This is a genomic window from Parasphingorhabdus sp. (genome assembly GCF_041748495.1).
Classification (GTDB): domain Bacteria; phylum Pseudomonadota; class Alphaproteobacteria; order Sphingomonadales; family Sphingomonadaceae; genus Parasphingorhabdus.
Genome location: NZ_JBGTDD010000182.1, coordinates 1 through 26,947 on the forward strand (window position 1 = coordinate 1; position 26,947 = coordinate 26,947).

At 58.4% G+C, this 26,947-nt stretch carries 26 protein-coding genes and 1 pseudogene; 17 read left to right on the forward strand and 10 right to left on the reverse strand.

Translation table 11 applies throughout. From position 1 onward, the window contains the following. The first annotated feature begins 104 nt into the window (after window positions 1-104). Window positions 105-1,034: an RcnB family protein gene (locus ACEW8J_RS15280; RefSeq protein WP_373492501.1), complete on the forward strand. Its 930-nt coding sequence runs from the start codon at window positions 105-107 to the stop codon at window positions 1,032-1,034. Window positions 1,035-1,156: 122 nt separating this feature from the next. Here the strand turns inward: ACEW8J_RS15280 and ACEW8J_RS15285 are convergent, their stop codons facing one another. Together ACEW8J_RS15285 and gntA are read right to left on the reverse strand one after the other, a co-directional pair. Further along, on the reverse strand, window positions 1,157-1,759 hold the full coding sequence (locus tag ACEW8J_RS15285) for a DUF1989 domain-containing protein (protein WP_373492502.1): 603 nt from the start codon (window positions 1,757-1,759) through the stop codon (window positions 1,157-1,159). Beyond that, window positions 1,756-2,463, reverse strand: coding sequence for a guanitoxin biosynthesis heme-dependent pre-guanitoxin N-hydroxylase GntA (gntA, locus tag ACEW8J_RS15290; RefSeq protein WP_373492503.1), 708 nt, complete (start codon window positions 2,461-2,463; stop codon window positions 1,756-1,758). The genes ACEW8J_RS15285 and gntA overlap by 4 nt, the downstream gene beginning before the upstream one ends. A 253-nt stretch (window positions 2,464-2,716) precedes the next feature. On the opposite strand from gntA, the gene ACEW8J_RS15295 reads away from it, so the two are divergent. The 5 genes from ACEW8J_RS15295 (at window position 2,717) to ACEW8J_RS15315 (ending at window position 9,356) form a co-directional block, all read left to right on the forward strand. Beyond that, window positions 2,717-4,000 (forward strand): amidohydrolase family protein, encoded by a 1,284-nt coding sequence (locus ACEW8J_RS15295; RefSeq protein ID WP_373492504.1) that lies wholly within the window; start codon window positions 2,717-2,719, stop codon window positions 3,998-4,000. Window positions 4,001-4,009: 9 nt separating this feature from the next. Continuing rightward, on the forward strand, window positions 4,010-4,711 hold the full coding sequence (locus tag ACEW8J_RS15300) for a prolyl hydroxylase family protein (protein WP_373492505.1): 702 nt from the start codon (window positions 4,010-4,012) through the stop codon (window positions 4,709-4,711). Between the two features lie 125 nt (window positions 4,712-4,836). After that, complete coding sequence (locus tag ACEW8J_RS15305; RefSeq protein WP_373492506.1) at window positions 4,837-6,669, forward strand: DUF885 family protein; 1,833 nt, start codon at window positions 4,837-4,839, stop codon at window positions 6,667-6,669. A 299-nt stretch (window positions 6,670-6,968) separates the two neighbouring features. Beyond that, the gene (gene argE, locus ACEW8J_RS15310) at window positions 6,969-8,126 is read left to right on the forward strand and encodes an acetylornithine deacetylase (protein ID WP_373492507.1); all 1,158 of its coding nucleotides are present in this window, start codon (window positions 6,969-6,971) and stop codon (window positions 8,124-8,126) included. A gap of 168 nt (window positions 8,127-8,294) precedes the next feature. After that, window positions 8,295-9,356 carry a fatty acid desaturase family protein gene (locus ACEW8J_RS15315; RefSeq protein ID WP_373492508.1) on the forward strand — a complete coding sequence of 354 codons (1,062 nt, stop codon included), beginning with the start codon at window positions 8,295-8,297 and terminating at the stop codon, window positions 9,354-9,356. On the opposite strand, the gene ACEW8J_RS15320 is transcribed toward ACEW8J_RS15315, so the two are convergent. From ACEW8J_RS15320 to ACEW8J_RS15330, 3 genes are read right to left on the reverse strand one after another with little or no spacing between them, the layout of a single operon-like run. Continuing rightward, entirely contained in the window at window positions 9,353-9,892 is a 540-nt protein-coding gene (locus tag ACEW8J_RS15320; RefSeq protein ID WP_373492509.1) for a DUF1003 domain-containing protein, read from the reverse strand. The genes ACEW8J_RS15315 and ACEW8J_RS15320 overlap by 4 nt on opposite strands. 34 nt (window positions 9,893-9,926) lie before the next feature. Beyond that, on the reverse strand, window positions 9,927-10,412 hold the full coding sequence (locus tag ACEW8J_RS15325; RefSeq protein WP_373492510.1) for an asparaginase domain-containing protein: 486 nt from the start codon (window positions 10,410-10,412) through the stop codon (window positions 9,927-9,929). Next, window positions 10,409-11,995 (reverse strand): lysine--tRNA ligase, encoded by a 1,587-nt coding sequence (locus ACEW8J_RS15330; protein ID WP_373492511.1) that lies wholly within the window; start codon window positions 11,993-11,995, stop codon window positions 10,409-10,411. The genes ACEW8J_RS15325 and ACEW8J_RS15330 overlap by 4 nt, the downstream gene beginning before the upstream one ends. A 90-nt stretch (window positions 11,996-12,085) precedes the next feature. Here ACEW8J_RS15330 and ACEW8J_RS15335 point away from each other — a divergent pair, with 90 nt between their 5' ends. The 4 genes from ACEW8J_RS15335 (at window position 12,086) to ACEW8J_RS15350 (ending at window position 16,585) form a co-directional block, all read left to right on the forward strand. Beyond that, complete coding sequence (locus ACEW8J_RS15335; RefSeq protein ID WP_373492512.1) at window positions 12,086-12,664, forward strand: NnrU family protein; 579 nt, start codon at window positions 12,086-12,088, stop codon at window positions 12,662-12,664. Between the two features lie 16 nt (window positions 12,665-12,680). Then, complete coding sequence (locus tag ACEW8J_RS15340) at window positions 12,681-15,419, forward strand: ATP-dependent DNA helicase (protein ID WP_373492513.1); 2,739 nt, start codon at window positions 12,681-12,683, stop codon at window positions 15,417-15,419. Then, a complete protein-coding gene (locus ACEW8J_RS15345; protein WP_373492514.1) occupies window positions 15,416-15,958 on the forward strand; it encodes a histidine phosphatase family protein in 543 nt (180 codons plus the stop codon). Before ACEW8J_RS15340 ends, ACEW8J_RS15345 begins: the two co-directional genes overlap by 4 nt. 333 nt (window positions 15,959-16,291) lie before the next feature. Continuing rightward, window positions 16,292-16,585 (forward strand): hypothetical protein, encoded by a 294-nt coding sequence (locus ACEW8J_RS15350; protein WP_373492515.1) that lies wholly within the window; start codon window positions 16,292-16,294, stop codon window positions 16,583-16,585. On the opposite strand, the gene ACEW8J_RS15355 is transcribed toward ACEW8J_RS15350, so the two are convergent. Further along, window positions 16,586-16,963: a MerR family transcriptional regulator gene (locus ACEW8J_RS15355; protein ID WP_373492516.1), complete on the reverse strand. Its 378-nt coding sequence runs from the start codon at window positions 16,961-16,963 to the stop codon at window positions 16,586-16,588. Between the two features lie 29 nt (window positions 16,964-16,992). After that, complete coding sequence (locus tag ACEW8J_RS15360) at window positions 16,993-17,292, reverse strand: integration host factor subunit alpha (protein ID WP_348039201.1); 300 nt, start codon at window positions 17,290-17,292, stop codon at window positions 16,993-16,995. A 123-nt stretch (window positions 17,293-17,415) separates the two neighbouring features. On the opposite strand from ACEW8J_RS15360, the gene ACEW8J_RS15365 reads away from it, so the two are divergent. From ACEW8J_RS15365 to ACEW8J_RS15380, 4 genes are all read left to right on the forward strand, one after another. Continuing rightward, entirely contained in the window at window positions 17,416-18,213 is a 798-nt protein-coding gene (locus ACEW8J_RS15365; RefSeq protein ID WP_373492517.1) for a thioesterase family protein, read from the forward strand. After that, entirely contained in the window at window positions 18,213-19,523 is a 1,311-nt protein-coding gene (locus ACEW8J_RS15370; RefSeq protein ID WP_373492518.1) for an NAD(P)-binding protein, read from the forward strand. The genes ACEW8J_RS15365 and ACEW8J_RS15370 overlap by 1 nt, the downstream gene beginning before the upstream one ends. A 3-nt stretch (window positions 19,524-19,526) precedes the next feature. After that, the gene (locus ACEW8J_RS15375; RefSeq protein WP_373492519.1) at window positions 19,527-20,402 is read left to right on the forward strand and encodes a cyclopropane-fatty-acyl-phospholipid synthase family protein; all 876 of its coding nucleotides are present in this window, start codon (window positions 19,527-19,529) and stop codon (window positions 20,400-20,402) included. A gap of 161 nt (window positions 20,403-20,563) precedes the next feature. Then, window positions 20,564-21,217, forward strand: a complete 654-nt coding sequence (locus ACEW8J_RS15380; RefSeq protein ID WP_373492520.1) for an isochorismatase family protein — start codon at window positions 20,564-20,566, stop codon at window positions 21,215-21,217. A 480-nt stretch (window positions 21,218-21,697) separates the two neighbouring features. Here the strand turns inward: ACEW8J_RS15380 and ACEW8J_RS15385 are convergent, their stop codons facing one another. Further along, the gene (locus tag ACEW8J_RS15385) at window positions 21,698-22,123 is read right to left on the reverse strand and encodes a hypothetical protein (RefSeq protein WP_373492521.1); all 426 of its coding nucleotides are present in this window, start codon (window positions 22,121-22,123) and stop codon (window positions 21,698-21,700) included. 75 nt (window positions 22,124-22,198) lie between these two features. Between ACEW8J_RS15385 and ACEW8J_RS15390 the strand changes: the two genes are divergently transcribed. Together ACEW8J_RS15390 and ACEW8J_RS15395 are read left to right on the forward strand one after the other, a co-directional pair. Next, window positions 22,199-22,861: an alpha/beta hydrolase gene (locus tag ACEW8J_RS15390; RefSeq protein WP_373492522.1), complete on the forward strand. Its 663-nt coding sequence runs from the start codon at window positions 22,199-22,201 to the stop codon at window positions 22,859-22,861. 718 nt (window positions 22,862-23,579) lie between these two features. After that, window positions 23,580-23,774, forward strand: a pseudogene (locus ACEW8J_RS15395) (helicase C-terminal domain-containing protein); the annotation flags it as partial. A gap of 322 nt (window positions 23,775-24,096) precedes the next feature. On the opposite strand, the gene ACEW8J_RS15400 reads toward ACEW8J_RS15395, so the two are convergent. Together ACEW8J_RS15400 and ACEW8J_RS15405 are read right to left on the reverse strand one after the other, a co-directional pair. Next, a complete protein-coding gene (locus ACEW8J_RS15400) occupies window positions 24,097-25,092 on the reverse strand; it encodes a hypothetical protein (protein WP_373492523.1) in 996 nt (331 codons plus the stop codon). Between the two features lie 115 nt (window positions 25,093-25,207). Next, window positions 25,208-26,116 (reverse strand): LysR family transcriptional regulator, encoded by a 909-nt coding sequence (locus ACEW8J_RS15405; protein WP_373492524.1) that lies wholly within the window; start codon window positions 26,114-26,116, stop codon window positions 25,208-25,210. A gap of 124 nt (window positions 26,117-26,240) precedes the next feature. Here ACEW8J_RS15405 and ACEW8J_RS15410 point away from each other — a divergent pair. Then, window positions 26,241-26,947, forward strand: a 707-nt coding sequence (locus ACEW8J_RS15410) for a zinc-dependent alcohol dehydrogenase family protein (RefSeq protein ID WP_373492525.1), incomplete at its 3' end; no start/stop codon positions are given.

The window sequence follows — 26,947 nt, forward strand, 5'->3', positions numbered from 1 at the left end:
CTTTCCTGAACATAACAACTCAGTTCAGGACCTAGACAGGGTTAACACTCTATCACCGGTTGTACAGATGCGGCAAATGGAGTCGCCAGCAACAGGAGTAAGCCATGCGTATATTTCTCTTTCCAGGCCTGATGGCTGCCACGATGTTGACGCCCGCCGCCGCATCCGCCGCCGAAATCGTCCCCAATCTTAACCGCGCACCCGCGATGGTCCAGGTTGACCTGACCGGCGCCGCTGCCCTGCAGCGCGATGGTCGCGGCGAACGGCGAGCCGATCGCGGCGACAGAGGCAATCGTGGCAGTGGCCTGCGTCAGGCACAGCGACCAGACAACCGCGACAATCGCGGCCAGGCGCGCGTCAACCGTCAGGACCGCAATGTCAATCTTGCGACCCAGCGCGACCAGCGCGTCGATCGCAATGCCGCCAACCGCATCGACCGGCGCCAGGATGTCCGACAGGGAGACCGCAACCGTGACGACCGGGTCGACCGGCGCTTTGACCGCAACCGCGACGAGCGCATCGAACGGCGTCAGGACATCAGGCAGGGCGACCGCAACCGCGACGGGCGGGTGGATCGCCGCTTCGACCGCAACCGCGACGGCAATATCGACCGGCGCTTTGATCGCAACAATAATGACCGGGTCGACCGGCGAATAGACAGCAACCGGGATGGCCGGATCGACCGGCGCTATCGCGACAACCGCAATTATGCGCGCAGCACCCGTAACTGGAACCGCAGCTGGCGCAATGACCGCCGCTATGACTGGCAGCGTCATCGTCAGGCCAACCGCAACTATTATCGGCTGGGTCGCTATTATGCACCCTATCGGAATTACAATTATCGTCGGTTGAGCATCGGTATCTCTCTCGGATCTGCCTTTTACGGGTCGCGTTACTGGGTCAACAACCCCAGCTATTACCGCTTGCCCGCGGCTTATCCGGGAACGCGCTGGATCCGCTATTATGACGATGTCCTGCTGATCGATACCTATACCGGTGAAGTCGTTGACGTGATCCACAATTTCTTCTGGTAAGACCACAGAATAAGACGCGGAAACCCGCTGCCTGAAAAGGCGGCGGGTTTTCTGTGGTCAGGATCCGCAAGCAGGCCGGGGGAAGGGTGGCCGGCAAAGGGCGCCACGCTATGGAGACGATATCACTCGTCTCTTCCCTTCGGCAGGATCTGATAGTCGATCGGCTTGAATGTCCCACCATTGGAGGCATAAGCGGAGCAGGCAGTCAGGCCGATCACCAGATCCATTTCTGCGCGGAGCTGCAGCACATCGCCCGCCTTGCTTGCCGGCGGAAGCACCGCGATCTTGCCGGTCACTTGGTCGACCGGTACATTCATGAATATGTTGAACGCGCAAGGGATAGCGTCTTGCTCGACTCCATAAGGCGAAAGCGCTTCTGCCAGATTGCCAAAACATCCGCGATGCACGGGCTTGTCGGGATAGAAATGTCTGAACGTGTCTTCGCTGCACGGTGTCAGCAGAAAATCGTGCGACCCCACGCTATCATGGACAATGGTCAGCATCGGATTCGATCGGTTCGACCACAGGCGATTTCCTTCGCTCAGCCGGATCGTTTCCTCATAGTCAAATGTTCGGCCGTTCGACAGGGATTCCCTCACGTCATCGCTGTTGAATGCCAGCAGGTCAGACACCTGCCCGCCATCAGGATCGACCACCTCGAGACAATCCCCCTGGTTGAGTGTGAATGCCACGCCCGAACGGGGCTCGATCCGCATCCTGCTCATTCTGCGCGCCGATCCTGAAACGGACATTGCCATGAGTCGTCAACCTGCCGGCCGCTATATTGGCGGGCTTCGCTCGACTCGCCGTGCGTGGCGAGCATCGGGTTGATGTCACCGGCCAGATCCTTGTCCCGGTCGAGGATGGTGCTTCGCATCTTCTCATATTTGCCGTCGGCTGCTCGCAGTCGCTCGAACTGGTCGTGGAGGTTGAAGATCAGCGCTGGACGGAGAAAACGGCGAGCGGGGCGCGACGCATTCGGATGCAGCCCGACCACAAAAAATGCCTCGCCGCCAAAGCTGAGCGAGAAATGCGGATCGTCGGGATTGGAACTGACCCGATCATCATAGGCCTCCCCCAGCCAGGCATCCTTGTCCGCCATCGACTGGATTCTCTCCCACATCAGATTTTCAAACTCGGTTTCGGACAGATCGAGCGGGCCGTCAAATATTACCGCCAGGCTGCGGAAATCCTCGGCGGATTCGCGATAATCCCGGCCCCATGCGAGCAGTTGGCGGTGGATTTCCAGATCGTCCCAACCGCTGTCGAGCTGGTGCGCAACCACCACTTTGAGCTTGTCGCGCGCCAGCGCGGATTTCGCACCGACGCAGGGGAATTGCGGCAGCGCAATCATCGATCCGATCGCCGCTTCGAGCTCTTGCACGCGCTCGGCTCTATAGTCTTTGTCTAGCAGTTTTGCCTGGGTCATTCCTGTGCTTAAACTCCAAAGAAGTTGGGTCCTGAAATTCGTCAGAGCATCTACGATCACCGCGCCGCTTTGTTCCAAAGCCATGCGAGACTGCACAGACTTCTCTCTAACCCTCTGTTCTCTAATCGACATTCCTGGCCTGCCTGCCAGGCCGTTCTGCATGAAACCGGATTGTCTACCCCTGCGCAGCCCTTTTCTTGTTGCAACCTGATGCGCCACCAAGCAGAGCCATGGTCAGGATATTGGGAGAAATATGATGTTACGCGCGTTCAACCTGACGATGTCGACTCTGGCCCTGGCCATGCTGCCGGCGGCCGCCATCGCCCAGGACCAGATCATTCGGGTCGGCAATTTGCTGACCGATGCCGCGTCGTCTCCGAGCGGGCCAGCGACGATTATTGTCCGCGACGGCAAGATCGCCGAAATCCGGCAGGGGTCCGATCCGGTTTCCGCCGCCGACGCTACCATCATCGATTTGTCCACCAAGACGGTCATGCCCGGTCTGATCGATCTGCACGTGCATCTGACCGGCGATCCCGGTGGCGATTTCTGGAAGCAAACCACCGAGCCGGCCGAATGGGGCGTGGTGGTGGGCGCAAAAAATGCACTGATCACTGCGAAGGCCGGCTTTACCACCGTGCGCGAGGCGGGCTCGTCGCAATATAGCGCCTTCTCGCTGCGCCGGGGCACCGCCGACGGCATGATCCCTGGCCCTCGCATCATTGCCGCTGGCCCCGCTCTGGCGATTGTCGGCGGCCATGGCGATATTTCGGGCTTCACCGAGCATGTGAACGAATTGCTGACCAGCGGCTATAGCTGCACCGGTGCGGTCGAATGCGCCGAGAAGGTGCGCAAGGCATCGCGGGCCGGCTCCGACATCATCAAGATTACCGCCACCGGCGGCGTGCTGTCGCAGCAGGGCCGCGGGCTGGACGCACAGTTCACCAGCGAGGAAATGCAGTCGATCGCCGACACCGCCCATTCGCTCGGCCTGAAGGTGATGGCCCATGCCCATGGCGCGCGCGGTATCGAGGCCGCGGCGCGGGCGGGGATTGATACCATCGACCATGGCACCTTTGCCGACGAGGCGGCGCTCAAGGTGATGAAGGCCAATGGCACCGTGATGATCCCGACATTGATGGCCTTCAAGGGTGTCAGCGAGGGACTCGGCAAGGGCGTCTATACGCCGGTGGTCGAGGAGAAGATCCGCATGACCCTGGGCCGGGTCGGCAAGGCCGTGACCCAGGCCAGGCAAATGGGCGTCGCGATCGGCTTTGGCACCGATGCCGGAGTCTTTGATCACGGCCGCAACGCCGAGGAACTGCAGCTGATGGTCGACGCCGGTCTGACCGCGCGCGAGGCCATTGCCAGCGCCACCACCATCGCCGCGCAAACCCTTGATATGGAGAATGAAATCGGCAGGATTGCGGTCGGCTATTCCGCCGACCTGATCGCAATCGACGGCAATCCGCTGGACGATGTCCGCAAGCTTGAACAGGTCGACTGGGGGATGGTGCGCGGTCGCATCATCGACTAGGCTCCCGACATGACCAAGGGTTTTACCAGGAAACAGACCGAGCGTTTTGCCAGCCCGCGGCGGATGGCCGGTCTCGGCCGCCAGGTGACCGAAACGCTGAACGCCCATCCCCGGGTGCAGTGGCTGGAAAGCCCGTATCTGCAGCTCTATGTCCACCAGAATTTCCTCAGCGATGCCGACTGCGACCTGCTCATCGCGATGATCGACAGCGACTGCCAGCCCTCGACCGTCTATGAAGGCACCGAGCGCGAGGGCTATCGCACCAGCTACAGCTGCAATGTCGATCCGGCCGACCCCGATATCCGCCGGATCGACCAATCGATCTGCGACCTCATGGGGCTGCCGCAAAGCCATAGCGAAATATTGCAGGGCCAGCGCTATCAGCCAGGCCAGCAGTTCAAGGACCATCACGACTATTTCCACGAGAGCGAGAAATACTGGCAATATGAAGGCCCCAATGGCGGCCAGCGCAGCTGGACCGCCATGGCCTATCTCAACCAGCCGGAGAAAGGCGGGGCGACCGCTTTCCCCCAGTTGGAATATCAGGTCGAACCCCGCCGCGGAATGCTGCTGATCTGGAACAATATGCGCCCTGACGGCACGCCCAATATCGACTCGCTGCACGCCGGCATGCCGGTAGAAAAGGGCACCAAATATATCATCACCAAATGGTTCCGGCTGAACCAGTGGCAGAATGGCGCGCTCGTTTGATTGGCGAGCGCAGCGACCAACGCACGAACGGTTTCGACCAACGACGTCCGGGCAGCGGAGAATTCGTTGCGAGCGATACTTTACCGTGTTAGCGAACCATGACAGTTTATCGATAGGAACATGCAATGATCAAGAAATCGCTCGCCCTTCTCCTCGGCACCAGCCTGCTCGCCACCGGCAGCATCGCGATCGCCCAGCCGCTCGCTGCAACCAGCGCCGCTGCCTCGGCACAAGCCGACACAGCGGAAATGACCGAGGGCCAGAAGATGAAGGCCCTGTTCGCCCGGAGCGATGAAGAAAGTCTGAAGCGCAATCCGATCGGCGCGCTGTTCCGCGGCGACGAACGCTATGCCGACCAGCTCGGCGACTATATCAGCGACGAATATTTTGCCGGAGAAAAGGCTGCCGAAACCGCCGAACTGGCCGCCCTGATGCAGATCGACCGCAGCAAGCTGAGCGCCACCGACAAGATCGCCTATGACGTCTTCAAGCGCGACAAGGAGCAGGCACTCAAGGGTTATTCCGACGAGATCATGGCGTTGACCATCGTCCGCCCGGTCAATCATTTCAGTGGCTTTCACACTTTCTATCCCGACTTTGCTTCCGGCAAGGGCGCAGCGCCGTTCAAGACGGTCAAGAATTACGAAGACAATCTCAAACGCCACGAACAGTTCACCCTGCTTGGCGATCGTGCGATCGGCCGCTTCCGCGAAGGCATGGAAAGCGGCGTGGTCGAAACCAGGCTGACGATCACCAATGTCATCGAGCAGCTCGCCACCCAGATCGGCCTCGGTCTGGAAAACAGCCCGTTCATGGCGCCGACGAAGAATTTTCCCGACGATTTCAGCGAAGCCGACAAAAGCCGTCTGACCGCCGAATATGAAGCCGCAACCAAGGACATTTTTGCCGGTTATCAGCGGATGCATGATTTCCTTAAGAATGAATATCTGCCGGTGTCCCGCGAAGAGGTGGGCCTGTCGGCGATGAAGGGCGGCGCGATTCTCTATGAAAACATGATCGAGAATACGACGACCCTGCCGCTCAAGGCCGACTATATCCACAATCTCGGCCTCAGCGAGGTCACCCGGATCAAGACCGAGATGGAATCGATCAAGGAAGAGGTCGGCTTTGCCGGCAGCTTGCCGGAATTTTTCGAATTTCTCCGGACCGACGAACAATTCCACCCCGAATCCCGCGAAGCGCTGACCCAGGCTTATTATGACATGGGCAAGACAGTTGACGCGAAAATCGGCGAGCAGTTCAAGATATTGCCGAAATCGCCGCTGGAAATCCGCCCCTATGACGAATCGGTCGAGAAGTTCCAGGCCGGCGGCTCCTACCAGAGCGGCACGCCCGACGGATCGCGCCCCGGCGTCTTCTATTTCAACGCCTATGACCTGCCCTCGCGCAGTACCTCCGGCATCACGACGCTCTATCTGCACGAAGGCGCGCCGGGCCATCACTTCCAGATCTCGCTGGCCCAGGAAAATGCCGACCTGCCGAACTTCATGCGCTTCGGCGGCAACACCGCCTTCGTCGAAGGCTGGGCGCTCTATTCGGAAAAGCTCGGCTTCCCGATGGGCCTCTATGACGATCCCTATCAGCGCTTCGGCCATCTTGACGACGAGATGCTCCGCGCGATGCGGCTGGTCGTTGATACCGGCCTACACAGCAAGGGCTGGACTCGCGAAAAGGCGATTCAATATATGCTCGACAACAGCAGCATGGGCAAAACCGATGCCACTGCCGAAGTCGAACGCTATATCGCGATTCCCAGCCAGGCGCTGGCCTACAAGATCGGCGCCCTGACCATCCAGCGGCTGAAGCAGGAAGCCGAGGACGCGCTCGGCGACAAGTTCGATCCGCGCGAATTCCACGACCAGGTCCTCAACACCGGCGCGCTGCCGATGACCGTGCTGGAAAGCAAGATCCGCAACTGGATCGCTTCGCAGGCCTAGGATTACCGCTCACTCTCGTCATCCTGAACTTGTTTCAGGATGACGGAGTTGGGGTGGAAGAACCGCTGCTCCCGGGCTGTTTTCCCCTTCTCCCTCAAGGGAGAAGGAGTGGGGACATCAAGCCCCTCCTTTCAAAAGAAGGCAAATCAAAAATCCCTGTCCTACAGGGCCGGGGCTGTGATAAGGACGCGCCATGACCAATCCACAATCATCGCCGCAAAACCGCAATTTTCAGCCAATTCGGGACCAGTCTCTTTTCTTTCTTATAACATTGTAAAGTTTGTAAAGATCCTATTCCGATGCCCGCCAATCTTTCCGCCTCCGCCCGCGAAATACTTGCCGAGCTGATCGCCTTCGACACCACGTCGCGGAACAGCAATCTCGAACTGATCGCCTGGGTCGAGGCTTATCTTTCCGGGCATGGCGTCGCATCGACGCGCGTCGTCAACGCCGATGCGTCCAAGGCCAATCTCTACGCCACCGTTGGGCCGCAGGTCGAGGGCGGCGTCATCCTGTCCGGCCATAGCGATGTCGTGCCGGTCGACGGCCAGGACTGGGACAGCGATCCGTGGCTGGTGACCGAGAAAGACGGCCTCCTGCACGGTCGCGGCACCTGCGACATGAAGGGGTTTCTGGCGCTCGCGCTGGCCGCCGTGCCTCTGTTCAAACAGGGAGCGAAGCCGGTGCATCTGGCGTTCAGCTATGACGAAGAGGTCGGCTGTCTCGGCGCTCCGGCGATGATCGAGGAAATGGCGGCACAGCTGCCGAAACCGGCGCTGGCGATCATCGGCGAACCGACGATGATGAATGTCGTCACCGGCCACAAGGGGATCACCGTCCACGAAGTCGAGGTGCTGGGGCACGAAGCCCATTCGAGCCTCACCCATCTAGGCCTCTCGGCCAATATGGTGGCGGTGGAGTTGATGCACGATCTCGCCGAACTGGCGCGCACGCTCTGGGAACAGGGCGATCCGGAATCCCCCTTCACCCCCCCCCATGCAACGCTGACCATCGGCACGATGGAGGGCGGTACGGCGGCGAACATATTGGCGCGCCGGGCGCATTTTGTCTTCGATCTGCGCTGCCCGCCCGGCACCGATCCGGAAGCCATACTCGCGCCGTTCAAGGCAAAAGTCGCGGCGCTCGATGCCGAGATGAAGCAGGCCTTTGCCGCAGCGGGCGCCATCATCACCCGGCTATCCAGCGCGCCGCCGATGACACCGGCGGGATCGCAGGAAGCCGAAGCCTTCGTCCGCCGCCTTACCGGCGACAACAGCGCCGCCGGCGTGGTCTCCTACGCCGCTGAGGCCGGCCAGTTTCAGCAGGCCGGTTTTGCCACCGTGATCTGCGGCCCCGGGTCGATCGAACAGGCGCACCAGCCGAATGAATATCTGGCGGTCGAACAGTTCGCCCGCGGTGCCGATTTCATGGTACGGCTGGCGCAGGAATTGTCCTGATCAAATCCCGTTCGCGGTGAGCCTGTCGAACCGCGATTGGGCATAGACTCATCCTGCGACCGGCTCAGGATAAACGGATCGCCGGTGGTCGGGCATACCGCTACGGTATCGGCGTGATTTGGAAAATTCGGAAAAATCCACTATATTGGGGAAGTAAAGGATCGCATCATGCCCGCTGTAAAAACCGCCAAACCCAATGAGATTTTCACGGCCGAAGAATGGCGGGCATTGACGCGCGTGTCGCGCTGGCACGGGCTGTGGCTGACGCTGCATGGCTGGCTGATGGTGGCGCTGGTCACCGGCGGCACGGCGCTGCTCTGGCAGTGGCACTGGCTGGCTGGGTTGATCGCCACGCCGGTCGCGCTGGTGCTGGTCGGCGGGCGGCAACTGGGCCTGTCGATCCTGATGCACGAAGCGGCGCACGGCCTGCTCCACCCGAAGCGCAAGATCAATAATTTCGCCGGCCAGTGGCTGACCGGCTCGGCGACCGGCAGCGACCTGCACAGCTACCGCGCCTATCACCTGACCCATCACCGCTTTACCCAGCAGGCCGAGGACCCCGATCTCGGCCTGTCCGCCGCCTTTCCGACCAACAAGGCGAGCATGCAGCGCAAGGTCATCCGCGACCTGACCGGCCAGACCTTTGTCAAGCAGCGGAGCAACCAGTTCGCGGTGGCGTGGCAGGGCCTGAAGGCGATGCTGACCGGCGCGCGAGTTGACCCAGGACCAGCAAGACGCGATACCTCGGCGGGCACCCCGCTCAACCGCAACGGCGCGGCCGGCGTGGCCGCTCCGGTGATCGATCTCGACGGCGCGAAAAAGACCACCCGGACGGTAGGCCGCTTTCTGCTGATCCAGCTGATCGTGCTGCTGGTCAGCCTGGCCACGCTGGGTATCATCCCCTTCCTGATCTGGCTGGTCGCGCTGGCGACCAGTTTCCAGCTGATCCTGCGGATCCGCAATATCGCCGAACATGCCTGCACCACGACCGGCGGCGATGATCCGTTCAGCCACGCACGGACCACTTATGCCAGCTGGTGGGAGCGCGCGACGCTGGCCCCTTATTGGGTCAATTATCACAGCGAGCACCATCTGTTCATGGGGGTGCCCTGCTATAATCTGGCCAAGGCCAATGCATTGCTGATCGCCAAGGGCTATGGCCCGCGCATGACGCTCGCGAAAAACTATGCCGAAGTGCTGCGGACAGTCACCAGCCCGGTCGCCGCCTAGACCGGGCGAAGCGCCGCCTTGATCTCGCCGAGGTCCGCTTCCAGCTTGGTGATCTTCTCGAGCATCAGCAGGTCGATCTTCTCGTGCAGGCGGATGATGTCGATTTCCGCCCGCAGATTGACTTCGTAGTCATGCGCCGCAGCGATCCGGTCCTTGTTGGACGCCCGGTTCTGGCTCATCATGATGATCGGCGCCTGAATCGCGGCCAGCGTCGACAGTATCAGGTTGAGAAAGATGAAGGGATAGGGGTCGAAAGCGGCGTTGAAGCGGGTCAATATCTCCGAGTTCAGCACCATCCAGCCGAACAGGACCAACACGAAGGCAATGATGAAGCCCCATGAGCCCCCGACCGCAGCGACCCGGTCGGACAGTCTGTCACCAAAGCCGGCTTGCTGGGCCGCCAGGTTGCTCGCATCATCGGCAATGATCTGGCGCGACACGATCGCTTCGAGAACGCCCCGTTGCTCGGGAGAAAGCGCGGCCAATGGCTTGTCGAGCAATTGCTCGCTCAGTTGCTCGACTGTCCGCATCGCCATCTCAACCCTCCGTCATTGCCACCCTGTCCGCAAGCTAGTCCTGAACGCTGATGAAGCGATGCGCCGACCGGTCTTTCCGCACTTTCGCCGGATCGAAAACCTCACCATTCATGGCGATATAGACGCCATGCGGCAAAGTCTGCGTCGCGGCCAGCGCAAAGCCGACATTGAACTCGGCGTCGCTGTTGCGCAGCGATGCCGGCTGCATCGCGCCGGTCAGCACGATCGTCTTGCCGTCAATATCGGAGAGCACCCGCGCCGTGTCGACCATCGTGTCGGTCCCGTGGGTCACCAATATCTTGTCCGCATCGCTCGCAGCCACCGCGTCATGGATCGCAACCCGATCCGCTTCGGTCATCTCCAGACTGTCCTTGCGCATCAGCTGGGTAACCCGGTGCGCGACAAAGACGTTGTTCTCCGCAAGCATATCGGGAAGCGCGGTCGCGCCGATCTTATATTCCGACAAGGCATCGAAATAGACCTTGTCGATCGTCCCGCCGGTGGTGAAAATATCGATCATCGCGCAGCCAGCGCATCCGCGATCAGCGCACGCGTATTCTGCACGCCGTACAGAGCGATAAAGCTGCCCATCCGCGGTCCCTGCGACGATCCCAGCAAGGTCTCGTACAGCGCCTTGAACCAGTCGCGCAGATTGTCGAAGCCGCCTTCCTTGCCGATCGTATAGATGATGGTCTGGATATCCTCGGCGGCGGCATCGTCGGCCAGACCGGCAAGCTCGCTATCGAGCCGCTCGAGCGCTGCGACCTCGACGCCTTCCGGCTTGCGACGCTGCAACGTGGGCGCAATGAAATCCTTGTGATAGGCCATCGCATTGCCGATCAGCTCATCCAGATCGGGATAGCGTTCCGGCGTGGCATCCGGCGCATATTGCCGCAAATAACTCCAGATCTGTTCCCGCTCGGCATCGCCCATCACCCCGACAAGATTCAGCAGCAGTCCGAAGGTGACCGGGATTGTGTCCTTCGGTACATGACCGTTGTGGACATGGTGCACCGGATTGCCCAGCCGCTTCTCGGCGTCCTGCTCGTGCCAGTTGGCGCGGAACTGGAAATACTCGTCCACCGCCCGCGGGATCACGCCAAGATGCAGCTGCTTCGCCGACTTCGGCTCGCGGAAGATATAGAAGGCGAGGCTGTTCTCCGAGCCGTAGCGCAGCCATTCGTCGAGGCTGAGACCGTTGCCCTTGGACTTGGAGATCTTCTCGCCCTTTTCATCGAGAAACATCTCGTAGATCAGGCCTTCCGGCTTGCGCGCACCCAGGACCTTGGCGATCTTGCCCGACTGCACGCCGCTGTCGGTCAAATCCTTGCCGTACATTTCATAGTCCACGCCCAGCGCGGTCCAGCGCATCGCCCAGTCGACCTTCCATTGCAGCTTGGCACCGCCGGACAGGATCTCATGCTCGATCACCTCGCCCTGATCCTCGAACCGGACGATCCCGGCTTTGGCATCCACCACTTCCACCGGCACCTGCAAGACATGGCCGGTTTTCGGGCTGATCGGCAGGATCGGCGAGTAGGTGGCCTGACGCTCCTTGCCCAGCGTCGGCAGCATGATGTCCAGTATCTGCTGGTTGCGCGCCAGCACCAGCTTCAGCGTCTCGTCAAAAGCGCCGCTCTGATATTGTTCAGTGGAGGACATGAATTCATAGTCGAATCCGAACTGATCGAGAAACTCTCGCAGCATCGCATTGTTGTGCGCCGCGAAACTTTCGAACTTCCCGAAGGGGTCGGGTACCTGCGTCAGCGGCTTGTGCAGATGCTCTGCCAGCATGGCCTGATTGGGGACATTGGTCGGTACCTTGCGAAAGCCGTCCATATCGTCACTGAAGGCGATCAGGCGGGTCGGATTGCCGGTCAGTGTTTCATAGGCATGGCGCACCATCGTCGTCCGCAATACCTCGTTGAATGTGCCGATATGCGGCAGCCCCGACGGACCGTAACCGGTTTCGAACAGCATGGGTTCGCCATCGGGCTTCGGCGCCGGAGCGCCGCGCTCGCCGCGATAGCGTTTGAGCAGCTTGCGGGCTTCCTCGAACGGCCACGCTTTGGAATTCTCTGCTGCTTCACGATAGTCGGTCACGAAATTGTCCTGTTTTTCTGGCTATGCTGCGCAAATAGTGGCCTTAGCCTGTATAGCAAGTTAGAACAGGGCAAAAGCGGGAGAATGGTAATGACAATATTGGCGGCAGGCGTGCTTCTCTGGAGCATTGTCCATCTGATGAAATCGGTGACGCCCGGGCTTCGCGCCTCAATTCAGGGCGCGATTGGCGAGGGACCGCACAAGGGTCTCGCGGCCTTGCTGCTGCTCACCTCCGTTGGCTTGATGATCTATGGCTGGCGCACAACCCCGGCTGAATTTGTCTATGACGCGCCCGGTTGGGGTCGCCATCTCAACATGTTGCTGATGATCATCGCTATCTATCTGATCGGCGTGTCGCAGGGCAAATCCCGCGTGAAGCAGTGGATCCGGCATCCGATGCTGACCGGTGTTCTGGTTTGGGCTGTCGGTCATCTGATCGCCAATGGCGACAACAAGTCGCTGGTATTGTTCGGCGGGCTCGGTCTCTGGGCGCTGATTTCCATTGTCACGGTCTCCCGCAACGAAGGCGCATGGGTCAAACCCCCGCAATTGGCAACGCCCGGGCGTGAAGTGATCAGCGTCGTCATCGCCCTCGTCCTCTATGCCATTCTGTTCGGCGCCCATCGTTTCATTGCCGGCGTAGCGCTAGTTGGTCCGCACGCTCCCTGACAGGACGGCAGATATCTTGACCGCAAGCTCTCTCCCCTATCCGGCGCTGCATGCCAGCCACAGCGGTATCTGGATTTGCTCCAGCGATGGCGAGACCCGCGCGATCGGCAAGGGCGAGGCGATCGGCCGGGTCGCGGAAACGCCGCATATCCTGCTGAATGCTCCGTTGCTTGGGCAACGGCTCGGCTATCCCGATCTTTCCGGGCTGGATCTGCTGGAGCTGTTCGCCTTCATCCATCCCGCCCAGTTCATTGTCCCGACACCGTCTGGTCTCGCCAAGTCGCTCGGTCTAACTCCACCCGATCAGGAAGCAGACATTGCCGGACTCTATCGGCAATCGGCGACCTTGTTGCTGCAAGGGTTGGAAGCACCTTTCTGGGCAGAGCGGGAAGGCGGATGGAGTAGCGCGCAAGCACTGTTCCGGCTGCGCTGGCCGTGGGCAGGGGAAGTAGGTCAAAGACTGGAGAAGCCGGTCGAGACCGAGCGCTGGCTATTCTCCAAACTGGAGGAATGGGAAGAAGAACCCGCGCGATCGGCACCCCGGTCGATTGCGATGGATGAACAGAAAACACTCGCCAGGCTCGATGCCTTGACCGGCCAGCATGCCGAGGACCGCAAGGGTCAGAAAAGCTACGCCGCCGCCGTCACCGGAATCTTCAATCCGCGCCGGATCAAGGGCGCGCCCAATATGCTGCTGGCCGAAGCGGGAACGGGCATCGGCAAGACCCTCGGCTATCTCGCTCCGGCCTCGCTCTGGTCTGATCAAGCCGGTGGTGCCGTGTGGATTTCGACCTTCACCAAGGCGTTGCAGCGCCAGCTCGACCGCGAAACCCGGCGAATCTATCCGGACGAAGCGACCTTTCGCAAGAAAGTGGTCGTGCGCAAGGGCCGGGAAAATTACCTCTGTCTGCTCAATCTGGAGGACGCCTTGCAGGGCGGGTTCACCGGCCGGGCCGCGATCCTCGCCCATCTGGTGGCCCGCTGGGCTGCCTATAGCAAGGATGGCGACATGATCGGCGGCGATTTGCCCGGATGGCTCACCACCCTGTTCCGGCGCAACGGCGCGACCGCGCTGACCGACCGGCGCGGCGAATGTGTTTATGCGGGCTGCCCGCACTATCGCAAATGCTTCATTGAGAAGGCCACCCGGGCGAGCCAGCAGGCCGATATCGTGATCGCCAACCATGCGCTGGTGATGGTCAACGCTGCGCGGGGCCGCGAACAGCAAAACCGTCCCACCCGGCTCATTTTCGACGAAGGTCATCATCTGTTCGACGCGGCTGACTCGATGTTTGCCGCCCGCCTGTCCGGGCAGGAAGCGATCGAGATCCGCCGCTGGGTGATCGGTCCGGAAACCCGGAACCGCGGCCGGCGGCGCGGACTTGCCGCACGATTAGCCGACATTGCCTCTTATGACGAGGAAGGCGGCCGCGCGATAGAAAGCGCGCGCCAGGCCGCAGAAGCAATGCCAGGTGATGGCTGGCTCCAGCGTCTGGGCGAAGGTGAACCCTTCGGTCCAATCGAAGCCCTGCTCCATGAAGTGCGGGCGATGGTCTTTGCCCGCGATGAAAGCCAGAGCGCCGATGCCGGCTATGGTCTGGAAACCGAACTGTCCGATGTCGAAGGACCGATGATCGACGCGGTTGCCAATGCCGCCGAAGCGATGGATGCCTTGCTCAGGCCGCTTGTTCGACTGGGCCAGCGAATCGAACATCTGATCGAGGAAGGTCCCGACTGGATGGACGCACCCGCGCGCGCGCGGATGGAAGGGGCCCTCTCCAGTCTGGGCTGGCGCTGCGAAACATTGTCGGGCTGGCTTTCGCTGCTGTCGCGTATCGGCGGACCAGCCGATCCCGCATTTGTCGACTGGCTGATGATCGACCGCTTCGAAGGCCGCGAATATGATATCGGACTCTGCCGCCACTGGCTTGATCCGACGATTCCGGTGACCGAGGTCGTCACCAAACCGGCGCACGGCATATTGATCACCTCGGCGACATTGAAGGGCGGCGGCGGCTGGGAAACCGCCCGAGCGCTCAGCGGAGCCGTCCATCTGGACCATGCGCCCCAGGAATTCGAGGTTGCCAGCCCGTTCGACTATCCCAACCAGGCCAAGGTAATCATCGTCACCGATGTGAAGCGTGGTGATATGGCGGGACTGGCGGGTGCCTATGCGCAGCTGATCGAGGCATCCGGTGGCGGTACGCTCGGCCTGTTTACCGCGATCCGCCGCCTGCGCACTGTCTATGCCCGCATCGCCGACCGGATGGCGCAGAGCGGCCTGCCGATCTACGCCCAGCATGTCGATCCGATCGACACCGGGACGCTGGTCGATATCTTCCGCGACGATCCCAAAGCCAGCCTGCTCGGTACAGATGCGCTGCGCGATGGCGTCGATGTTCCCGGCCAGAGCCTGCGGCTGGTGATCATGGAGTCGGTCCCCTGGCCGCGCCCCAATATTCTCCACCGCGCGCGGCGACTGGCAGGCGGCGGCAGCGCCTATGACGACCGGATCATTCGCGCACGACTGGCGCAAGCCTTTGGCCGGATCATTCGCCGTGCCGATGACCATGGCCATTTTGTCATCCTCTCATCGGCCTTCCCTTCGCGTCTGCTCAGCGCCTTTCCTCCGGGCACGCCGATCGAACGTATGCCGCTCGAACAGGCCCTGGCAGAGATCCGCAAATCCAAATTCGAAATACGGCAATCTGGTCTTTCCACTGAAACAAGTTTGATGCATGACAAGCCGCAATGAAGAAACTCACGCTCCTGCGCCACGCCAAATCCAGCTGGGACGATCCGGTCGATCGCGATTTTGATCGCCCGCTCAACCAGAAGGGCAAACGTGCGGCAGCGGTGATGGGCGCGTTTTTTCTCCGTCGCGGATTGGCGTTCGATCAAATCCTCGCTTCCCCCGCTGTGCGGGTAATCGAAACACTGGAACATGTGGAAGAAGCGAGTGGGATTGCGATGGAACCGACCTGGGACCGGAAAATCTACCTCGCCTCGTCGGCCACTTTGCTCGACGTATTGCGCGGCGCCAACGCAGATGCGGACCATATTCTGATGGTGGGTCACAATCCGGGACTGGAAGACCTGATCTTTGATCTGGTGCCGGATGATGGTAGTTCGCCCGCTCGCGGTGAAGTAGAAACCAAATATCCGACGGGGGCGTTGGCCGAAATGACGCTCGCCATCGACAGCTGGGCCGATATTGCCGAAAAATGCGGCGCGCTGGACTGCTTCACGCGGCCGCGCGATCTCGATCCGGAACTGGGGCCAAATTACGATTAGATGGTTAAGGCATTATTCGTGATGCCATGCCCAGCGAGAGATCACCAGCGTCGTCCCGATCGACAAATCATTGCCGATTCGGTCACGGGTTAAGGCAATGGAAATGTTCCGGCGCACAATGATGACTTCGGGATCTGTGTCGACCGCCGCATCACAGATCCTGACAATTGCTGACGTCTTCTCGTAGCCTCTCGATCAAGGATGACTATTATCGTCAGATTTTTGGCCCCTTCGGTATTTGCTTTGTTGGCTACGGGGTCGCTGCTGATCGCCGCGCCGGCCAAATCGGAAGGAACAGATACGGCTGCTGAGGACGGAGAGCGATGGTCTATTTTGGTCACATATGGTGATGACGATTGTCCGGAATCGACCGAAGGTGAAATTGTCGTATGTGCCCGCCAGCCGGAATCGGAAAGATATCGGATTCCAAAAGCCGTTCGGGAACAGGAGAAAGAAGAGGAAGCGCAATATGCGCAATCCTGGACAGCGCAATTCCAAAATCATGAGGAAGAAGGGCGGCTCGGGCGACCCAATAGCTGCTCCGTCATTGGCACCAATGGCTTTACCGGATGTCAGGCGGCGATTCTCAGAGACTGGTTTGCGGAACGCAATAGCGTGGCAGAATGATCAGGCTTCATCAAGCGCGTGCGATAACCGATCACGGATCGTTTTAAGCTCCGCCAGAATCAGACCATCATCTTGCGCATTTTCCGGCAAGCGCAGGGCCGATGTCTGCGGTTCGTTTTCCGCCATTGCCGGCCGTTCGCGCCGCGAAGCGAGAAATTTGCGCGCGCCCTTGATGGTATAGCCCTCTTCGTTGAGCAGGCGGTTGATCAATTTGACCGTCGCCACATCGTCCGGGCGATAATGCCGCCGGGCACCGGCGCGCTTGAGGGGCGTCAGCATCGCAAACTGGTCCTCCCAGTAGCGCAAGATATGAGGTTTGATGCGAAGCTCTTTCGACAGCTCGCCGATGGTCCGGAAAGCCCCTTGTTCCTTGATCATACTCTACTCCCCCGGATGCGCCGGGCCCATTAACCGGCGGCGATAATTCTGTCACGCATCGTCTGGCTGGCGCGGAAGGTCAGAACCCGGCGCGGCGCAATCGGTACCTCAACCCCGGTCTTGGGATTGCGGCCGGTGCGCTCTCCCTTGTCCCGCAGGACAAATGTACCGAATCCCGAAATCTTGACATTTTCGCCATCGACGAGAGCGCCGATCATATGGTCCAGGATCGACTCCACCATGACCGCGCTATCCGCACGCGAGAGACCCACTTGCCGGTTCATCGTATCGGCAAGATCGGCGCGGGTCAGAGTGTTCGTGTAGCTCATCACAGTATCTTCCATTAAGGGACTGAAAAAACAACAAAGCTATAATGCAGATACTTGCTTTTGTAAATGTCGACAACAAACTTACCAGTAGATTTCAGCCGACTAGCCCGATAAGCGGAATGAATGACCGATAACCATTCTCAACCCGTCGCCCTTTCTGAATTGCTCGCACAATGCGGACCTGGCGGACCGGACCATCCGGTGGACCTGCCGCAAAGCTGGACTCAGGGCCGGACCGCTTTCGGAGGGCTCTCCAGCGCGCTTGCCTATCAGGCAGCCAGTCATATCGAAGATGACCTGCCGCCTCTGCGATCAGCGCAAATTGCGTTCACCGGACCACTGTTCGGGACATTGACGGCGGAAAGCAATATGCTCCGCCGCGGCAAAAGTACCGCCTTTGTGCAGGCAGAGATTTTCGGGGACAAGGGCCTCGGTCTCCATTGCAATTTCATTTTTGCGGCGCCGCGCGCCACCGAGGTTAAAATATCGGATATCGACAAACCCGACTTTCCCAACCTTCCCGACGATACCGTTTTGCACAGCGGCCCGCCGCAGTTTTTCACCTCGAACATGGAATATGTCGGCAAGCGGATCGATACCAGCACCAAGACCAACCGGCTGACCCGCTGGATGCGGCTGAAACAGCGTGACGGTCTCGACCCGGTAGCAGAGATACTCTGCATGTGCGACAGCCTGCCGCCTTCGGTGATGGGATTGCTCGATCAAAATGCCATGGTCAGTTCGATGAACTGGCAGATCAATATCATCGCCGAAGAACTCGCCAATCAGGACGGCTGGTGGCTGATCGATTCTCACACCCATCATGCCGATCATGGCGCCAGCAGCCAATATATGAGCATATGGAACAGTCGCCACGAACTGATGGCAACCGCGATGCAAAGCGTGGCTTATTACGCCTGATGGGAACAGGTGCGAACCATCGGAACAAACCCAGTCTCGCCGTTATCGGCACGGGTATCGCCGGTCTGTCCGCCGCCTATTTACTGAAAGACGAATATCGGGTCACTGTCTTTGAAGGGCAGGCCCGCGCCGGGATGGGAGCGCATAGCGTTGACTATATCAGCAATGGCATAACCAGCCGGATCGACATCCCGCTGCGCATATTCTGCCGCGGCTATTATGACAATCTGCTCGCACTCTATGAGCATATCGGCGTCGAGATCGTGACCAGCGACCACAGCGGGATATTCGCCGATGAGACCGGCCGCGTCGTCCTGCATTATGGCAATGCCTATTGGGGACGGACGCAATTCTCCTATCTGAAGGGGCGCAGCTGGTTGAGTCCGGCGGCCTGGACCATCGGCCTGCAGAGCCGTCAGTTTTTTGCCCGTGCGAAACGGGACGCAGGCCGGGCCGATCTGGCCGGACTCTCGTTTGGCGAATATCTTCGGCAGTCCGGAGCGGGAGAGGAATTTGTCGACACGGTCCTGCTGCCGCTGATGTCGGTCACCTGCACCTGCGACTATCAGGCCGTGCGCGATTATCCCGCAGACATGATGCTGGGCTATCTGGCCTGCGGTGTTCACGACATCGGGATCATGAGCGCAGCCAAGGGCGTGGATGATATTGTACCGCGGATGCTGGTCGATGTGGAGTTGAGGACGAACAGTCCGATCGCCATGGTTGAAGCGGCGGGCGAGCGGCTGCGGGTAGTAACAAAGGCAGGCGCGGAACAGCATTTTGACCGGGTTGTGATCGCCGCCCAGGCGCAACAGGCGGCCGCGATGCTGTCCGGCTTCGACAATCGTCGCGCCTTGCTCGCCCGCATCCCGTTCGAGACATCGAGCATGAGCGTCCACACCGATGAGCAAATCCTACCGGCACCCGCCGAAGGTCTGTCCCCGGTCAGCTATCATATTCCGCGTGACAGCGACCGCGCAGAAGTGTCGGTTGACCTGACCAAGGCCTTTGCCCGTCTGTCTGACCAGAACACCATATTCCAGACCTGGAACCCGCTGCGCAGAATCGCGCCCAATCGTGAATTGATGCGGGTCGATTTCACCCGGCCGACGGTAACCCGGGACAGCCGTCAGGCGGCTATCGCCTTGCGCGAATGCCAACAACAACCAGATAACAGACTATGGCTGTGCGGTTCCTATATGGCCGACAAAATCCCGCTGCTCGAGGCAGCGGTTGATTCCTCGGTGGCGGTGGCGGAACAGCTGGGGGCCGCCATTCCCTGGAAAGCCAGCGCCCCGGCTACGGCCTGAGCGATGTCCGAATTCCACGATCTGGCAGAACTGGCGCTCAATCGCGAGGGCCAGTCCTGGGGCAATCTGGGATATTGGGAGGCCTCGTCCGATTATTCGGATGCGTGTCGCGCTCTGGCCCTCAAGCTCGGCGAGCAGGCCGGGTTGGATCAGCAGTCAAACCTGTTCGACGCCGGCTTCGGCTGCGGCGACCAATTGCTGCTCTGGTTCGAACATTTTCGCGTGGTAAAACTCCGGGGTGTCAATCTGTCGCAGAGCCAGACCGCTTATGCCAAAGCCAAGCTGGCAGAGGCCGGTTTCCCGGAAGCCGCGGCTGGGCTTGTCCAGGCTGACATCACAGAGACCGCAGCCTGGCAGGCAGCGCTGGGCGGCGACAGTCCCAGTCATGTCCTGGCGCTGGACTGCGCTTATCATTTTGACAGCCGGGTGAATTTTTTCAATCTGGCCCAGCACCATCTCGCGCCAGCAGGCCGGCTTGTGCTGACCGATTTCATGCTTGCGGACCAGCATCATCGGGGTTCCCTCGCCCACTGGCTGCTGCGCTGGATGCTGCGATCCTCGCATATCGCCGAAGCCAATATCGTGCATCGGGACGGCTACGAGCAGCAGCTGGAGGCAAGCGGCTTCAGTGACATCCGCATCATCGATATCAGCGATCATGTCATGCCCGGATTGGCCGGTGCAATCCGGGCGTTTCGTCAGGCCGGCACCTCCGCTGGCAGCGCCAGAAAACTGGGCTGGTCCGGACTGATAAAATATCGAGTGACCGGCCGATTTTTGAAATGGGCCTATCACCGCTCGATTTTGCGCTATTGCCTGATCAGCGCGACAAAGCCGGCAGGACCATTGGAGAGCATCGCGCCGAACCCGGACTACTGATATAGCCGGCCGCTCCGCGCGCCCTCTTTCGGCAAATTTCCGCAAGCAATTGCTTGCGAAATGCCGTTCCGCCCGCCATCCTGCCGGACGATATCAGGTGGCAATGAATTTGACGCGAGAAGCCGGGACAGGCTGTGGTTCCATGACAAGGAGGTTGCGCGATGAGCGAAGACGATCTGCTCGAAAATTATCGCCGAGCATTTGATACCAGGGTCGGCTTTGGCAGACGGCCTGCGCTGATCCTGATCGACTTCTGCCAGGGCTATTTCGATCCCGGCTGCGATCTTTACGCCGATGTCGACGATGCGCTCTCCTCCGCCCTGCGATTGCGCGATGCCGCCCGGCAGGCAGGCGTCCCCGTGATCCTGACCGGCGTATCCTATCATCCCACCGCAATCGACGGCGGGCGCTTCTTCGAAAAAGCTGCGCCGCTCCGCTATTTTATCGAGGGCAACCCAATGGGCGCCTTTGCCGCCGGGCTGGAACCCCGTGAAGATGAATTGGTGATCATCAAGCAATATCCCAGCGCCTTTTTCGGAACCTCGCTTGCCTCCACCCTGACTGCGATCGGCGTAGACAGCGTTCTCCTGACCGGCCTGACCACCAGCGGCTGTGTCCGGGCAAGCTGCGTCGATGCCATGTCGCATGGCTTCCGCACAGCGGTCGTTGCCGATGCCTGCGGCGACCGGCACGTGGCACCGCATGAAGCCAATCTGTTCGATATGAACGCGAAATATGCCGACGTCGTCAGCGAAGGCGAAGCGTTGGATTTCCTGCAGGGATTGCAAAAGGAAGCGGCGGCGCAAGACGAGTAACGGATTTACGTTTGGATGCCCGTGGCCCCCAAAAGCTCGTGATTGCACACGAACATCGACGGACGCCAACGGTCATTTAATGATGATTAATGCAGTTTTCCGAGGGTTTTGCAGCTTTCACGAACACTTGCGAACGTATATCTGGTGCCAGATCCTGCAGATGCAAGTGTGCCAACCGGGGTGCTCACTATCATGCTGTCCCATGAATATTGAAACGACCGAAAATCAAAAGAGATACCGCATCCCGGCCAGTATGCAGATCGACCCTTGCCATCAAGGTAGCTTGCACGGGCTATGCGGTGCCTACACTCGGACTCAGTTTTCGGAAGACCTCACACTTAGAGCCATTGTTATAGAAAGGGCGCCTGTGAAAAGCAGCGTCTCTCTTGCAACGCTAAAAGTCTCGAAGGGATACCAAGCGCAATGCCAGTAAGCAGAGATTGAGAATAATACGCGCTCGCGACACTCGTCGAGGAGTGTCTATTTCGCCTGCGATGCCTTGACTGCGGACTTGCTTGTCTCTTTCGGCGGGATCGTGCGAATAATCGCCGCGTACTCAGCCACTAATACAAAAATCCAAAACTCAATCCCAGCCCACTCGCCGGTGGTCGCACTTTTAATCAAATCTATGGCAAGTAAGAAGATCGCAATCAGCCGGAAAAACATGAAGCTGGCGGTCGGACTATCAGCCCGCCGAGCAGCGGAAACCATCATGATAATGCTGATGCCGCCCCAGAGGATTGAACCGAATAGCGTGTCAGCACGATAGAAGCCGTCCAAAGCCGCGATGAACCAGAACAGGCGTGAGACAGCAAACTGGCTCTGACGCGTAATCTGGCACAGCTTTATAATCGGTGGGACAAACAGCGTTTTGCCGATCCAGTGATCAATCTTTTTGAATGACATTCAGGCACCATAGCGGCAGGAGCGGAGGGCCGCCACGGGCAAGTGGCATTTAACAAAAGCTAGATGGAAATGCAGTTGTCCAAAATCGTCAATGGCGTCAGCCTGAAGCCTCGCTCCGGATCAGCGCCCAAGCAGATCGTGCTGCTGCTCCACGGGTTCGGCTCAAGCGGCGCCGATTTGATAGCGCTTGCGCCACATTGGCAGGATGCGCTCCCCGATGCGCTGTTTCTCGCGCCGCACGCACCGCAGCGCTGCGGAATGATGGGTGCGGGGTATCAATGGTGGGGGCTGTCGGGTTTTGCACCATCGGCGCTGACGGCGGGTACGGCCTCGGCAGCGCCGGCGATCGACGCGTTTATCGACCGCAAGCTGACGCAATATGGCTTGACCGAGGCAGACTTGGCATTGGTCGGCTTCAGCCAAGGGACAATGATGGCACTGCATGTCGGGCTGCGCCGGCCGCAAGCGGCAGCCGCTGTGATCGGCTACTCAGGAATGCTGACGGGAACTGCCGACCTCGCTGGCAAGGAGTTCGCCAAGCCTCCTGTCCTACTGGTGCACGGGACCGCCGATCCAGTCGTCCCAATTGCCGCATTACACTCAGCAGAGAGCGAGCTAAAGCGTCTTGGAGTCCAGGTCAGCACCCACGTGTCCTACGGGGTGGCCCATAGCGTGGATCCTGTAGGTTTGCGGCTTGGCCGGGATTTCGTCGCCGGAGCGTTCGCTCGCCATTTTTAAAAATTCGTACTAGGATCACTATTTTCTAAGCAATGTTCTCTGTGGGCACACCAGTTGACGTTAGACACCTGCTTGTTAAAAAGGTGATTGAGGCAATTGAGTCAGCTCCTTCGACCGCTTAATTTTGCACGCAGCGTAATGACCAGTGAGAAGGCGAGGACAATCACTGCTAGCACCATCCAATTGCCCAACCCAGCCCATTTCTCTCAATAGTACATGGGTACGATTTTAACGACTGCGGAGCTGGAAAACATGCCACAACTTTCCACTATCGTAGGGAACGGGTATCGGAGATCGCATAGCAGTTTGCTAGGGTTGGGCTGTGAGCTGACCGGCAAATCGTGTTAAAATTAGTGGGCAAAGTGGGTAACCTTTTCATTATTGTGTAGCTGTCCTTGATGATCTGCTTCCCTCAATCCCGCGCACCGCCGACTTGCAAGGATTCGATTCGTCATGGAAATAGACAACGATTACCACGCGGTCGGATAGGCGTCGCTGCGGTCACTGAAACCTGCCATCCTTGATTCTGATGATCGGTAATTGTTTGCGCGTGCGGGTGGCGATAGGAGTTAGGTTCGCCGTAAGACGCCACCGCACGCCGTGGATCGACAGATGCCGGCGGCAAAGCGGAGCTCTGCCGCACGCTTTCGAGGCGCGTGAACATACAGCGTAGGTCGATCAGGAGGTTCGTGAATGGCGGGAAGAGCGCTTCCGCTTCGAGAAGCCGGACCAAGAACGCATTGCGCAAGACCGTGAGCGCATGATCGATCAAGGGGAGTCGACCGATTTTCTGCCTGCAATGTTTTGCTCGCCCACGATGGAGCTTGGAGTTGATATTAGCGCGCTGAATGTTGTGTTTTTGCGTAATGTTCCGCCAACGCCTGCCAATTATGCTCAGCGTTCAGGTCGCGCCGGCCGGAGCGGCCACGCCGCGCTGGTGGTCACCTACTGCGCAGCTATGTCGCCACATGATCAGTACTATTTTGCCGATCGCAAGGCTCTGGTTGCCGGTGTTGTAAGGCCGCCAGCGCTTGATCTGGCCAATGAGGATCTCCTGAAGTCCCATATGCAGGCAGAATGGCTCGCCAAGGCCAAAGTGCCTTTGCAGGCGTCGATCCCCGATAATATTGACATGACCAAGCCTGGAATGCCGATTTCGGAAGATATCCGGCCCGGCATGGCGGCGATTTCTTCTTCGGGCTCAGCGAGGCCGATCAGGCGCCGATTGATCGATGCTATGTTGCCTGCAATAGACTTGAAGGATGCCCTGAGCTCATTTTATCGATCCGATGCAAGGCCGTTTCTCTTAAGTCATTACCGGAAAGTTCTATTAATCCCAGCAGTCCCATGTCGGCAAAGTTGTCATCACTTTCCAACGTTAACACCGCTTGCTCCCATCTATTTTTTCGATTTTTGTCCGCAAAACAAATCCTTAATGCTTCCACAAATTCTTCGTGAAGCCTCTCTTCTGTTTTCAGGTTCTTTCCCGATGATTTTTCGCCAACTTTCGAATGGTCGATTAATCCGATGTAAGAATACTGCAGGCCACCATCTAGCTCATCGGCGAGAGGCGGTTGGTCGAATGGATCGAAGGCGCTAAACGCAACAGAGATCAGACTTCCAAAGTATGCGGCCGTATCCATTTCCTGTCGACCAGATAGAGAATGCGTTGTGTAGAATGAAGCATTTGAGTCTGAATATGGCGAGACAGCTTTAACCATCGCATTCAAGTATGTTGTTTTGCCAACGCCATTTCTTCCGATCAATGCATGCATATTCGTGCTTGGCATAGAGTTCGCTGTAACTTTGAACTGAAGATCGAAGCCTGCGAACTTATCAGATGGCGGCAATTCAAAGCCGAAGTCGAAGTCCGTGAGGAGAACTTCGCCACGCAAAACGCTAGCAAACTGGTCCTTCACTTCATCTATCCGCACCGGCCGCAAAAGCGAGGTCCGAACCACCTCCTCGTCCTTCACCCTGTCCAGTATCTCTGGATTATGAACCATATCATTCAGGGCTGTAAGAAATTTCTCTCGCCACTCTTCTGAAAAATCGCTCCAAAGAATTTTGTAGTATTCGACCGAACCACAAAGCGAGAAAAAATTTTCGGGAAGCTCCTGAAACGGCTCCTTGAACAGGGTATGCGTATCAATTGACGTGGTCTGCCCAACAAAACCGATATTAAACCTAGGAAGGTCATGATTTTTCCCATTTTCGTCAAAGACAGTCAAGCCAAACGTGGTCCTAAACGAATAGCCAATAGCAGACCGTCCAATACCGACCCAGTTTGCGACATTAGATAGCAACCATAGTGAAATAAAAGCGGCCTGACTGCATCCGCCCCAATTACGGTTTTTCGGTAAGTTCCGAAAGCAAAAAATCTACGGCCACCCTTATCTTCTTCAAGCCATATTTTGGGCGGTGGTAGAGAAGATAAATACCAGAATTTTCGCTACGCGATGCCGCAATTTCAGCATCTTCCAGTGTAATATGGACCAACCGTCCTTCAGCAAGCTCATCAATAATTCCCCACTTTGGAATCAGCGCAAGCCCATGCCCAGCAAGTACTTCGTCCAATAGAGTATCACCCTGATTGCAGATGAGCGCAGGCGGTAGATTTAATTCGTGCCAGCCATCTGCCATATGCGCTTGCCAGTGCAAGATGCCATTCGGTCTCCGATACAATAAGGCAACATGGTTGGCGAGATCGTCCGCTTTTTTCGGCATGCCATTGCGCTCGATGTATTCCGGTGCTGCAACCATGATGAACTGACCGTCTGTAAGTTTTCTTGCGACAGAGCGATCAGGAGGAGCCGACGTAGCGCGAATGGCTATATCCAAATCATTGTGTGCAAGATCGGAAATTTGATCAGTAAGTTCAACATCACAAACAATGTCCGCATATTGCTTCTTCATGACGGCCAGCGCTGGTAACAAACGAAATCGCCCATAATCCGGAGCTGCTGTAATTCGGATTATTCCAGAAGGAGTGTCGGATTGTTGACCAACCATTTCATCTGCCAGATTCAGAGCCGCGATGGCGGGTTTTATTTGTTCCAGATATAATCCGCCCAGTTCCGTCAGCTTCACAACCCGCGTCGATCTGTGGAAAAGAGCAACACCCAGTTCATTCTCCAGATCAACGATACGCCGTGATACTGATGAAGCAGGTACGCTCAAGTTCTCGGCAGCCCTGGAAAAGTTTTCTGTTTCAGATACTTCAACGAAATATCTGAGCGCCCTCAGCTTATCCACGCAAAATCACCTTATACTGTTGTCTAATAGGCAATTAAGGTCTGCGGAACTGCCTATATATCGGGATAATCTAATCTATTATAGCGTCAAAAGCAACAATGATTAGAACGACGCGAGGAATGATATGAAATACATCCAATATGATGAAATCGGTAATCCACCGGATGTGCTGAAGGTTATGAAGGCCCCGCAAACGGCGCTCGCTGCTGGCGAGGTGCGCGTAAAAGTTCTCGCCACTCCAATCCATCCATCCAACCTGCTGCAGATTTCCGGAGAATATGGCGTAGCGCCGCCACTACCGGCTTATCCGGGTGCAGAGGGTATCGGGCAAGTGATTGAGACCGCACCCGATGTCAGCGGGCTCCAGATCGGACAACGCGTGATGCTTGTCGGTGTTTCAACATGGCGAGAAGAAATTGTCGCACCTGTTGCCGCATTTATTCCACTTCCCGATGCCGGAGATGCCGAACAAATGTCGATGTTGACGGTCAATCCCCTAACCGCGCATCTGATCTTGAGCAGTTATGTTGAACTGGAGGCGGGTGACTGGGTCATCCAAAGCGCCGCCAACTCGGCAGTGGGTGAATATCTTATCCAGATCGCCAAACAACGCGGCCTCAAAAGCGTCAACATTGTCCGCCGCGAAAGTCTTATTCCCGAGCTGGAAGCGCTGGGAGCAGATATTGTGTTGACCGATGGTCCTGATTTGGCCGCCCGCGTTGCGGAAGCGACCGGCAATGCGCCGATTGCCTTGGCCATCGATGCTGTTGGAGGTGGTACATTTTCACAATTAGTAGAATGCCTAACCTTTGGCGGAACCATTGTCGCCTA